Annotated in this window: 11 protein-coding genes; 8 read left to right on the top strand and 3 right to left on the bottom strand. The window is 74.0% G+C overall.

The features are described 5' to 3' along the window. Positions 1–141: 141 nt before the first annotated feature. The 5 genes from CP968_RS04460 to CP968_RS04440 all read left to right on the top strand — a co-directional run bounded on the left by CP968_RS04460 (position 142) and on the right by CP968_RS04440 (position 5,938). On the top strand, positions 142–1,122 hold the full coding sequence (locus tag CP968_RS04460) for a hypothetical protein (RefSeq protein WP_150516740.1): 981 nt from the start codon (positions 142–144) through the stop codon (positions 1,120–1,122). Between the two features lie 124 nt (positions 1,123–1,246). Further along, positions 1,247–2,779, top strand: a complete 1,533-nt coding sequence (locus CP968_RS04455) for an amino acid permease (protein ID WP_150516739.1) — start codon at positions 1,247–1,249, stop codon at positions 2,777–2,779. A 177-nt stretch (positions 2,780–2,956) separates the two neighbouring features. Continuing rightward, positions 2,957–4,495 carry a hypothetical protein gene (locus CP968_RS04450; RefSeq protein WP_150516738.1) on the top strand — a complete coding sequence of 513 codons (1,539 nt, stop codon included), beginning with the start codon at positions 2,957–2,959 and terminating at the stop codon, positions 4,493–4,495. Positions 4,496–4,572: 77 nt separating this feature from the next. Continuing rightward, positions 4,573–5,004: a BlaI/MecI/CopY family transcriptional regulator gene (locus CP968_RS04445; RefSeq protein WP_150516737.1), complete on the top strand. Its 432-nt coding sequence runs from the start codon at positions 4,573–4,575 to the stop codon at positions 5,002–5,004. A gap of 4 nt (positions 5,005–5,008) precedes the next feature. Beyond that, a complete protein-coding gene (locus CP968_RS04440) occupies positions 5,009–5,938 on the top strand; it encodes a M56 family metallopeptidase (protein ID WP_150516736.1) in 930 nt (309 codons plus the stop codon). A gap of 46 nt (positions 5,939–5,984) precedes the next feature. Here the strand turns inward: CP968_RS04440 and CP968_RS04435 are convergent, their stop codons facing one another. From CP968_RS04435 to CP968_RS04425, 3 genes are all read right to left on the bottom strand, one after another. Beyond that, positions 5,985–6,440: a tellurite resistance TerB family protein gene (locus tag CP968_RS04435; protein WP_150516735.1), complete on the bottom strand. Its 456-nt coding sequence runs from the start codon at positions 6,438–6,440 to the stop codon at positions 5,985–5,987. A 93-nt stretch (positions 6,441–6,533) separates the two neighbouring features. Then, on the bottom strand, positions 6,534–6,899 hold the full coding sequence (locus CP968_RS04430) for a darcynin family protein (RefSeq protein ID WP_150516734.1): 366 nt from the start codon (positions 6,897–6,899) through the stop codon (positions 6,534–6,536). A gap of 32 nt (positions 6,900–6,931) precedes the next feature. Beyond that, positions 6,932–7,825, bottom strand: coding sequence for an NAD(P)H-binding protein (locus tag CP968_RS04425; protein WP_150516733.1), 894 nt, complete (start codon positions 7,823–7,825; stop codon positions 6,932–6,934). Between the two features lie 103 nt (positions 7,826–7,928). Between CP968_RS04425 and CP968_RS04420 the strand changes: the two genes are divergently transcribed. From CP968_RS04420 to CP968_RS04410, 3 genes are all read left to right on the top strand, one after another. Continuing rightward, positions 7,929–8,882, top strand: coding sequence for a LysR family transcriptional regulator (locus CP968_RS04420; protein WP_150516732.1), 954 nt, complete (start codon positions 7,929–7,931; stop codon positions 8,880–8,882). Between the two features lie 283 nt (positions 8,883–9,165). After that, the gene (locus CP968_RS04415; protein WP_150516731.1) at positions 9,166–10,500 is read left to right on the top strand and encodes a hemolysin family protein; all 1,335 of its coding nucleotides are present in this window, start codon (positions 9,166–9,168) and stop codon (positions 10,498–10,500) included. Continuing rightward, complete coding sequence (locus CP968_RS04410; RefSeq protein WP_150516730.1) at positions 10,497–11,510, top strand: hemolysin family protein; 1,014 nt, start codon at positions 10,497–10,499, stop codon at positions 11,508–11,510. The genes CP968_RS04415 and CP968_RS04410 overlap by 4 nt, the downstream gene beginning before the upstream one ends. Positions 11,511–11,526: the final 16 nt, after the last annotated feature.

Below are 11,526 nucleotides of genomic sequence, written 5' to 3'. Positions count from 1 at the left end.
CGTATCCCGGTGCCGGTACGGCAAAGGCGGCGCGGCAGCCGAACGCCGGACGGATCCACTCTCCACGCGATACCGAGGAATCATGACCACGACCACCGCACGACGCGCCCGCCCGGGCTGCCCGCCGACCGGGACGAGGTGATGGCGGGCGGCGACTTCCGGCCCGTCTACCACCCCGCCGGTCACGACAACGAGCTGCGCACCGCCGTGCAGGACCTGCGCACCGGCCGCTGGGTGTCGATGGCGCAGCTGCTCGGGCGCACCGACGGCTGGGGGCTGTGGACCCAGCGCACCCAGGTGCTCGCCGCGGTCGCGGCCGGCTCCGACGTGGTCCAGGCCTGGCGCAGCGAGGAGCCGCGCAGCGTCGCCGCCACCGTCATGCACACCCGGGTCACCGTCGAACGGGCCGTCCGCGCGCACCGCGCCGGGCACGCGCGCACGCGCGAGCTGTGGCAGCAGGCCTGGGAGGCCTGCCGGGACACCGCCGCCCTCAGCCCCGCCGACCCGGTCCCCTGGGTCTGCCTGCTCGCCCTGGCCCTCCTCGACGAGGGCCGCCAGATGGACGAGCACCGGCTCCCGCCGCCGGGCCCGATGCTGCCCTTCGGCCCCTGGGGCATCCTCGCCGAGGCCGACAAGCGGGACCCGTACAACCGCGAGGCGTACCACCGGATGCTCCAGTTCGTGTACGCGGGACCGTCCGGGCCGCTCTCCGAGGCCGCCAACTTCGTCCACTGGGCGGCCGGCGGCGCGCCGCCCGGCTCGCCCGTCCACGTCCTGCCGCTCTACGTGCGCGTCGAGCGCTACCGCCGCGAACGCGGCCAGGACCGCGCCCTGGACCTGCACTGGGTCGCCGAGGACGCGGTCCGGGACGCCGCCCGCGCCCTCGACTCCTGGTTCCGGCACACCGAACCGCGCTACGCCTCACCGCTCGACGTGAACCACCTCGCCCATTCCCTCTGGGGAGCCCTCCAGTTCGGCGAGGCGGCCCGGGTCTTCGACGCGATCGGCCGGTACTGGACCACCCTGCCCTGGGCCTACCGGACCCGCGATCCGGCCGACCAGGCGCTCGCCGAGGAAGTGTTCCTGCAGGCCAGGTCCCGCAGCCTGGCCGGCCGGGACTGACCCCGCCGGACCCCCGCGGCCGGCACCGGCCCGCCGGCCCGACCGCCGCCCGGACCGGCCCGCCCCCGCCGCGCGGCCGACCGCCCCACCGTCCCCGTGCTCCACCACCCCCGGAGGTACCACCATGTCCCGAACCGCCTGGGCCGCTCGCCAGGACCGCAAGGCCCCACCCCCGCAGGACGAGGAGGAGCGGCTCAGAGAACTCGGCTACCAGCCCGTCCTCGCCCGCCGGATGGGCGGGTTCGGCAACTTCGCCATCAGCTTCTCCGTCATCTCCGTGCTCTCCGGCTGCATGACCCTGTACGGCTTCGGGCTGGGCACCGGCGGCCCCGCCGTGATGCTGTGGGGCTGGGTCGGCGTCGGCCTCTTCGTCCTGTGCGTGGGCCTCGCCCTCGCCGAGGTGACCAGCGCCTACCCCACCTCGGGCGCGCTCTACTACATGGCCGACCGGCTCGGCGGACGCCGCTGGGGCTGGTACACCGGCTGGCTCAACCTGCTCGGCCTGCTCGGCGCCATCGCCGGGATCGACTACGGCGCCGCGCTGTTCACCGGGGCCTTCCTGAACCTCCAGTTCGGCTTCGTCCCCACCCCCGGCTCCACCTTCCTGATCTTCCTCGCGATCCTGCTGCTGCACGCCACGCTCAACCTCTTCGGCGTCCGCCTCGTCAGCGTGCTCAACTCCATCAGCGTGTGGTGGCACCTCGCCGGCGTCGCGGTCATCGTCGGCGCCCTGGCCTTCATCCCGGACCACCACCAGTCGGCCTCGTTCGTCTTCACCGAGTTCGTCAACGACACCGGCTGGGCCAACCCGTTCTACGTGGCCGCCGTCGGCCTGCTGCTCGCCCAGTACACCTTCTCCGGGTACGACGCCTCCGCGCACCTCTCGGAGGAGACGTCGAACGCCTCCGTCTCCGCCGCCAAGGGCATCGTCCGGGCCATCTGGGTCTCCTGGATCGCCGGATTCGCCCTCCTCGCCGGCCTCACCTTCGCCATCCAGGACTACGCGGCCGTCCAGGGCAGCGCCACCGGCGTTCCGCCCGCCCAGATCTTCCTCGACGCCCTGGGTTCCGGCGGCGCCACCGCCCTGCTCCTCGTCGTGATCGTCGCGCAGCTGTTCTGCGGCAACGCCGAGGTCGCCGCCGCGAGCCGCATGGTCTTCGCGTTCAGCCGCGACAACGCGCTCCCCGGATCCGCCGTGTGGCGCAAGGTCAGCAGCCGCACCCAGACCCCGGTTCCCGCCGTGTGGCTCTCGGTCGTCGTCGCGGGCGTGCTCGCCCTGCCCTCGCTCTACTCCGCCACCGCCTACGGCGCCGTCACGGCCATCAACGTCATCGGCATCACGCCCGCCTACGCCATCCCGATCTACCTGCGGCTGCGCGCCGGCAACCGGTTCGAGCCCGGGCCGTGGAGCCTGGGCCGCTGGAGCAAGCCGATCGGCTGGATCGCGGTCGTCTGGGTGGCCGCCGTCACCGTGCTGTTCTGCCTGCCGCAGAAGTCCCCGGTCACCATCGACTCGATGAACTACGCGGTCATCGCCCTGGCCGTGGTGCTGCTGCTGGCCAGCGTGTGGTGGTACGTCGCCCGGCGCTCGTACGGCACGCCGTCCGCGTACGGCAACGCCCGGGAGCAGGCGGAGATCGCCGAGGGCATCGTCTGAGCACCCGGCACACCCCCGAACCGCGCGCGCCCGGCACCGACCGCCGCGCACCCGTCCCGGCCGTCCGCCCCTCCGGTGGACGGCCGGACGCGTGTCCCGGCGACGGGAGCGGCCGAGCCGCTGACACACCCCGGTGCGGCGGGCAGAATCGGGGGAAACGACGTCGGGGGGACGCTGATGGGACGGGCACTGCGGTGGGGCATACCGATCATCCTGGCGGGGCTGGCCGTCTGGTACGCCTCGTACGTGACCACGATCGCGGTCTGGGAGCTGCGCAAGCTGCTCTCCTGGCTGGCGGCGCCGCTGCTGGTCGCGGCGTTCGTCGGCCTCGTGTGGCTGGTGGTGTGGCTGGTGCGCAGGAGGTCGGGCGGCGGGAGCGGCGAGAACGCGGCCGTGGTGCTCGGCTGCCTGGGCGCCGCCCTCGGCGTGGGGATCACGGTCTGGTGGCTGGTGTACGGCGCCTACCTCCAGGACCGGGCCTACATGGAGAACGTGCAGATCGTCTCCACCCCGGTCCCGGAGCTGACGGCCCGCGCGCCCTACGTGGTCGGCAAGGCGCAGGCCGCCCCGCACCTCGGTGACGTCACCGGCGAGATATCCGACATCACCTACCTGCCGGACTCGGACCGGTTCGCGACCCTCGTCGAACGGCGCGGCTGGCTGTCCGGATACGAGGTCGGGCTCGTACAGGACGTGCCGCTCGGCGGCAGCAGCCGCAGCCAGGAGAGCTGCGCCTTCGACGTGGACGTCGCGGACGCGCGCGTCGGCGGCTGGTTCACGCACAACCTCGGCCGCAAGATCGCCGACCGACGGCGCTGGGTCCGCTTCGACGCGGACGACGTCTACGTGACCTGCTCGGGCGGCACCCCGACCGTGGTGGTCCCGCTCAAACGCCAGACGGGGTGGCTGGTGGTCACCGAGCGGCCGGCCGGGCTGGCGCTCTACGACGGGCGGACCGGCAGGCTCACGCTCACCACCGACACCACCGCGGTGCCCGGGCCGTCCTATCCGCTGAGCCTCGCGTCCCGGCAGCGGGAGGCGACGGCCGCGGTCGGCAGCTTCGCCGACTGGTGGTTCGAGCGCAGCGGCTGGGACGAGTCCGAGGACGGCGCCAACGCGGGCAACGAGTCGGAGTTCACCCTCCGCTACCGCGACGCGGCCGGCGGCAGCGCGTACGTCACCCCGCTCACCCCGCAGGGCGAGGCGAGCTCGGTGGTGGCCGTGTCCACCCTGCCGACCCGCCACCAGGGCGGCGACCTCGCCCCGATGACCGTGCACCGGCTCAGCCCGACGTGGTCCTCGCCGAAGGCCCTCGTCGCCCTGATCAAGGCCGAGTACCGGGACGTCTGCTGCTACAACGACGACCGGGTCTTCGAGGTCGTCCCCACGGGCGGCAGCACCTGGACGGCCACGGTCGGCAGCGAGCAGAACATCCGCTACCGGGTGGAGGGCCGCGGCCAGATCGGCGGCCGCGAGGCCACCTGCCTGAAGGCCGCCGACGGCTCGCTCATCCGGTGCGCGTACGCGGCCCCGGGCTCGGTCGAGGAACAGGAACTGCAGCGCAGGGAGCAGGAGAAGCAGAAACCGAAGGAGGAGGCACCCGGTTCGCCGGGCCAGGTGGGCGACCTCAAGGCCTACACCCCCGAGCAGCTCGCCGAACTCCAGCGCCGCCTGTCGGAGGAGGTCGTCCGTCGGCTGGGGGCCGGCCAGGGCTGACGGCGCGGCGGGGCACCGGCCGGTAAGCCGCGGGCGGTCGTTAGGATGGACGGGTTTCGGACAGGAGGTGGACGGCCGTGGAGCACCAGGACGGCGACGGCACGCGGCAGCCGCCGCGCCGGCGCGGGCAGGGCGAGCTGGAGGCCCGGGTCCTGGCCGCGCTGGGCGAGGAGACCGGGCCGGTCACGGCGGGCCGGGTCCAGGAGCGGATCGGCGGCGGCATCGCCTACACGACGGTCATGACCATCCTGACCCGGCTCCAGGTCAAGGGCGCCGTCGTCCGCGAGCGCTCCGGCCGGTCGTTCCGGTGGACGGCGGTCGCCGACGAGGCGGGGCTGGCGGCGCTGCGGATGCGCAAGGTCCTCGACGGCGGCGCGGACCGGCAGGCGGTGCTGACCAGCTTCGTGACCGCCCTGTCCCCGAGCGACGAACTCCTGCTGCGGGAACTCCTGGCGAAGGCGTCGGGCGAGCCGGGGGGACGGGGCGCGCCGGGAGAGGGCGAGGACTGACGCCATGGGTGTCTTCGTCTTCCTGCCGCTGTTCCTGCCGCTCACCGCGTGGCCGGTCGCCCGGCTCGCCGAACACCGCCTCCACCCGCGCACCGCCACCCGGCTGCTGGCCGCGGTCGCCGCCGTGCTGGCCGTGTGCAGCACGCTGTGCCTGGCCCTGCTGATGGTGGTGGGCACCGCCCAACTGCCCGGAAACCCGCTGCCCGACGGCTGGTCCGACCCCGAGGTGCGGGCCGCGGTGCCGTACGACGAGGTGGCCGGCGTGGCCGCGATCCCGGCGCTGCTGACCGTGCTGACGTCCTGCGCCGGAGCCCTGTGGCGCCACCTGCGGGTGCGGCGACGGGCCGGGCGGGCGCTCGCGGGTCTGCGGACCGGGCCGGTCGCGGTGCTGCCGGACGCCGAACCGTACGCGTACGCGCTGCCGGGCCGGCCGGGCCGGATCGTGGTCAGCTCCGGGATGCTGGCGGGCCTGACGGCGGGGGAGCGGCGGGCCCTGTTCGCCCACGAGCGCGCCCATCTGGCCGGCCGTCACCACCGCTTCCTGCTGGCCGTGCAGCTCGCGGCGCGCGCCAACCCGTTCCTGCGCCCGCTGCGGACCGCGGTCACGTTCACGGTGGAGCGGTGGGCCGACGAGGAGGCCGCGGCGCGGACGGGCAGCCGGCGCACGGTGGCCGTCGCGGTGGGCAAGTCCGCCCTGCGGTCCCGGGGCGCGCCGGTGGCGACGCTCGCGCACTTCGCCGCGGGCCCGGTCCCGCGGCGGGTCGCCGCCCTGCTGGCCCCCGCACCCGCCGCCCGGGCCTGGCCGCCCGCGTTCACCGCGGTGTGGCTGGCCCTGTGGGCGGCGGCGTGCGGGGCCGCGGCCTCCGCCCTGTCCTCGGCGAACGCCGCGGTCACGCTCATCGCCATCCTCCACGCGGCAACCCTCCCCGCGTGAACGGACACCGCGCCGGGGGCGGGCCGGGCCGTCCGTGCGGGAGGGGTCAGAGGTCGAACTCGTGCGGGGGGAGGCCGAGGGTGTAGCAGGCCTCTCGGACCACGGCCTGCTCGGTCTTGTCGAAGTCGCCGTCCGCCCCGCCGATGACGATGCCGATCTGGACGACCGCACGGGCCTCCGCCGGCTTCTTCTTCGCCTTGGCCACCTCCTGCATCACACTGACCTTGCCGAAGGCGAAGTCGGCGACGAGCTTGTCCAGGTTCTCGTCGAAGCGCCGCCGCAGGTCGTCGGCGTCGAAGTTCCGCAGCACCTCGTTGGTGGCGATCAGCTGCGCCACCCGCTGCCGCTCACTGGGGTCGACGGTGCCGTCGGCGGCGGCGACCAGTGCGCACATGGCCATGCTCGCGTCCCGGAAGGCGCCGCTCTTGAGGTCGTTCTTCTTGGCGTTGAGCTGCGTCTGCATCGTGGACGCGGACTCCTTGATGCGGTCCCACAGGGCCATGAGCCATCCGTTCGGTCGGAGCCGGTCCGGTACGGGAGTGCGCCCGGACCGGACCGTCAGTTACTTCTACAGCATTGTAGAAGTTACCAGGTGTCAGGTGGTGATGGTGGCGACGGGTTCGAGGCCGTAGGTGCGGGCGTAGCCGTTCTCGGTGCCGACGAGCAGCTCGACGACCTCGAAGTAGCGGTCCCAGAAGGGGGTTTCGCGCAGCGCGTCGACGAGGAGCTGGTAGGCGTGGTGGTCGTCGGCCTCCCACACCCAGACGTCGGTGACGCGTGCGGAGTAGAACTCGGTGTCGTAGAAGCGCGACCGGACGCCGGTGGTCCTGGCCTCGATCGCGGGCAGGACCCGGGTGGTGAAGGCGTCGACGCGCTCCCGGACGGTCAGGGCGAGCCATTCGGGCGTGGTCTTGACGAGCATGAACGCCGTGACCGGGGGTGCGGTTTCCGCAGCGGGCATCGGGGTGCCTCCAAGGTGGCGGGTGGTGGGATTCAGGAGAGGACGGCGGGCTTGAGGGTCCGGGCGCACCACTGGGCGAAGCCGGTGGGGGAGGCGGTGTCCGGGGTGCGGACGACGCCGGCGTCCAGGCCCTGGTCCTTGGCCCGCTTCATGTCGACGACGCCCTGGACGAACGCCTCGTCGAGACCGTGGCCGACGAGCGCGGTGCGCATCTCGTCGAGCGGCCGGCGTTCGTAGCGGACGGGGCGGCCGAACTGTTCGGTCATGATGCGGGCCAGGTCGTCGGGGGAGAGGTCCTGCGGTCCGAGGACCGGGACGCTGCCGGCGCCGGTCCACGAGCGGTCCAGCAGCAGGCCGGCGGCCACGGCCGCGATGTCGGCGGTGGCGACGAGCGGGGCCCTGCGGTCGGCCGCGACGGTGTCGGTGAAGACGCCCCGGTCGCGGATCGAGCCGGCCTCCTCCAGGAGGTTCTCGAAGAAGGACGGATTGGCCAGCGCACGGTAGGCGACGCCGGTCTCGGCGATCAGGTCGTCCAGGACGAGGGTGGCGGTGACGAGGCCCGCCCGGTCGGCGAGGGGGGTGCCGCGGCCGAGCGCGGAGACGCCGACCACATGGCCGACGCCGTGGGCGGCGAACGCCCGCAGGGCGGGCCCGCTGAAGCCGCTGTAGGCGTCCTGCGGGGTGCGGGCGGAGTCCGGGGGGACGAGCCAGAACACGGCGTCCGCACCCGTGAAGGCCCGGTCGACGACCTCGGGGTCCCCGTGCGAGCCGGTGATCACCTCGACGCGTTCGCGCACCGCGTCGGCCAGCCGGGCCGGGTCGCGCACGATCACGCGCAGTTCCTCGCCCGTCTCGGGGGCGGACTCCAGGAGCCGGTCGAGCAGGGGACGGCCGATGTTCCCGGTGGGGGCGGTAATGACGATCATGAAAACCTCGCTGGTCGTGCCGGTCGGTACGTCCCCCATCCTGTGGAGCGCCGCGGTGTTGCCACAATGGGAACTTCGGCACGCAATACTTGACTGGAACGGAATGATGCCGGTGAACAGCCCGGATGCGGCCCTCGACGCCAACCTCGCCATCGCACTGGACGCCCTGCTGGCCGAGAACAGCGTCACCCGCGCCGCCGCCCGCCTCCACACCTCGCCCGCCGCGATGAGCCGCACGCTCGCCCGGTTGCGCCGCACCCTGCAGGATCCGCTGCTGGTCCGGGCCGGGCAGGCCATGGTCCCCACCCCCCGCGCACTGGCCCTGCGGGAGGAGGCCGCGGCGGTGGTGCAGCGCCTCGGAGCCCTGCTCGGCCCCGATGCCGGTGTCGACCCGGCCGCCCTGCGCGGCACCTTCACCCTCCAGGCCGCCGACCTGGTCGGCGCGGCCCTGGCCCCCGGGCTGCTGCGCCTGGCCGAGCGCGAGGCACCGGGGGTCTCCTTCCGGCTGCGGGCCGAGGAGCTGGAGGCCGGCCCCGCGCTGCGCGACGGCCGGATCGACCTGGAGGTCGGGGCCATCGACCACGTGGACCCCGAGACCCGGGTCGAGGAACTGGTCCGCCTGCGCATGATGGCGGCCGTGCGGCCCGGTCACCCGCTGACCGAAGGCCCCCTGACCCCGGCCCGGCTCGCCGCCGCCCCCCACGTCGCGGTCAGCCGCCGCGGCCGGTTCACCGGCCCCCTCGACACCGCCCTGGCCGGGCACGGCCTGCGGCGCCGGGTCGGCATCGTCCTACCCGGCCACCTGGCCGCCATGACCCTCGCCGCCCGCAGCGACACCGTCTGCCTCGTACCCGCCGCACTGCCCGGCGACGCGCCCTCACCCCTCACCGGCGACGCCCTCGCCCTCGGACTGCACCTCCTCGACATCCCCCTGACGCTGCCGTCCGTGACCGTCGGCATGGCCTGGCACCCCCGGCACGCGGCCGACCGGGCCCACCGCTGGCTCCGCGACGCCGTCCGCCGGACCCTCCGTCCGGGCGAGCGCCCCGCCCCGTGATCGGGGCGACGGCACGGGCGGGGCCGCGCGGCCCCGCCCCGGAGCGTGTGCGGGGGCCGTTTCCGGGCATCCGGGCGACACCGCCCGACGGCCCCCCGGGCGGGATTTACTTGCCCTTGACCATCGGATCGCGGATACTGTCCGTAACCACCAGCCCTCCGGACCCCCCACCGCGGTCCACCCGACACGAACGGAGCAGCAGACCCGCAATGGGTGAACCTCCCAGTCCACGCCGTGCCACGCCCTACCCGAAGATCCTTGAGCCGGGAGCGGGGGTGGCACGGTGACCGAGATCCTGCTGCTCCTCCTCGCCCTCGCCCTCACCCTGGCGTGCGCGGTGTTCGTCGCCGCCGAGTTCTCCCTCACCACGGTGGAGCGGAGCACCCTCGAACGGGCCGCCGCCGCCGGTGAGCGGGGCGCCGAAAGCGCCCTGAAGGCCGCCAAGCGCCTCACCTTCCAGCTCTCCGGGGCCCAGTTGGGCATCACGGTGACCTCGCTGGTCATCGGCATGCTCGCCGAGCCGTCCGTGTCCGCGCTGCTGCGCGGCCCGCTGGAGGCCCTCGGCCTGCCCGCCGGGGCCGTGCCCACCACCGCGACCCTGCTGGGCGTGGCACTGTCCACCGTGGTGCTCATGGTCGTCGGCGAGCTCGTCCCGAAGAACTGGGCGATCTCCCGGCCGCTGGCCGTGGCCAAGGTCGTCGCCGGCCCGCAGCGCGGCTTCACCGCCGCCTTCGCCCCGCTGATCCGCCACCTCAACAACACCGCCAACCGCCTCGTCCGCCGGTTCGGACTGGAGCCCGCCGAGGAGCTGGCCTCCGCCCGCACCCCCGAGGAGCTCGTCGCGCTGGCCCGGCACTCCGCCCGCGAGGGCGCGATCGAGGCCGACTCCGCCGAGCTGTTCGTCAAGACCCTGCACCTGGCAGAGCTGACCGCGGAGAACGTCATGACCCCGCGCGTCGACGTCAGGGCGCTGGAGGCGCACGCCACCGCCGCGGACGCGGCGAACCTGACGCTGGCCACCGGGCTGTCCCGGTTCCCCGTCTACCGCGACACCCTCGACGAGGTCGTCGGCACCGTCCACATCCGCGACGTCCTGGCCCTCGACGAGGACAAGCGGCCCCTGACCGCGGTCACCGACCTCATGACCGCCCCGCTGCTGGTCCCGCACTCGCTGCCCGTCGACACCCTGCTCGGGCGCCTGCGCAAGGCCCGCACCATGGCCGTGATCATCGACGAGTACGGCGGCACCGCCGGCGTCGCCACGGTCGAGGACATCGTCGAGGAGGTCGTCGGCGAGGTACGCGACGAGCACGACCCGGCCGAGGTCCCCGACCTCATCGAAGGCCCGGAAGAGGACGGCCGCCGCGTCTGGGAGGCGTACGGCGGCGTCCGCGTCGACGAGCTGGCGGAGATCGGCTTCGACGCCCCCGAGGGTCCCTACGAGACCCTCGCCGGCCTCATCGCCGCCGCCCTGGAGCGCATCCCCGTCGAGGGCGACCACGTGGTCGTGGACGGCTGGGAGCTGGCCGTGCTCGACATAGAGCACCACCGCGCCGACCGGATCTCGATCACCGCGCCCGCCCCCGGCGAGGACGCCGACACGGAGCAGAACCGATGACCGCCGTCCAGTTGCTGATCGGTGCCCTCACCCTGATCACGAACGCCTTCTTCGTCGGCGCCGAGTTCGCGCTGATCTCGGTCCGCCGCAGCCAGATCGAACCGGCCGCCCTCAAGGGCAACCGGCGGGCCAAGGCCACCCTGTGGGGCCTCCAGCACCTCTCCGCCATGATGGCCACGGCCCAGCTCGGCATCACCGTCTCCTCGCTGGTCCTGGGCGCCGTGGCCGAACCGGCCATCGCCCACCTCCTGGAACCCCCCTTCGCGGCCATCGGCGTCCCCGAGGCGCTGATCCACCCGATCGCGTTCGTCATCGCGCTGGCCGCGGCGACCTACCTGCACATGCTGATCGGCGAGATGGTCCCCAAGAACATCGCGCTCGCCGCACCCGCGCCGACCGCGCTGCTCCTCGGCCCGCCGCTGGTCGCCGTCACCCGCGCGCTCCGCCCGTTCGTGTTCGGCATCAACGCCTTCGCCAACACGCTGCTGCGGCTGCTGAAGGTCGAGCCGAAGGACGAGGTCGCGGCGGTCTTCACCGACGACGAACTCGCCCGCCTGGTCAAGGACTCCCGCGACGCGGGGCTGCTCGACCCCGAGGACAGCGAGCGCCTCCAGGACGCCCTGGAGCTCGGCACCCGGGCGGTCGGCGAGATCATGATCCCGCGCGCCGCGTTCGTCGGCGTCGGCCACCACGTCACCCCGCGGGGCCTGGAGCGCACCGCGGCCGAGCACGGCTTCTCCCGCCTGGTCGTGACGGGGGACGCGGGCGAGATCCTGGGCTTCCTGCACATCAAGGACGCCCTCGGGGCGGCCGACCGCGACGCCCCCTTCCCGCGCGCCGCGCTGCACACCGTCACCGAGGTCGACCGCGACGCCCCGCTGGACGACACCATGACCGCCATGCGGACCGCCGGCACGCACCTCGCCGCCGTCACCGGGCCGCACGGCGCCGTCGTCGGCTTCGTCACCATGGAGGACGTCCTGGAAGAGCTCGTCGGGGAGGCCGCCTGACGGGTCCGCCCGCGCC

The organism is Streptomyces subrutilus (genome assembly GCF_008704535.1).
In the GTDB taxonomy this organism is placed as follows: domain Bacteria; phylum Actinomycetota; class Actinomycetes; order Streptomycetales; family Streptomycetaceae; genus Streptomyces; species Streptomyces subrutilus.
Note: the sequence above shows the minus strand (reverse complement) of the source record. Positions and strands in the feature narration are given on the sequence as shown.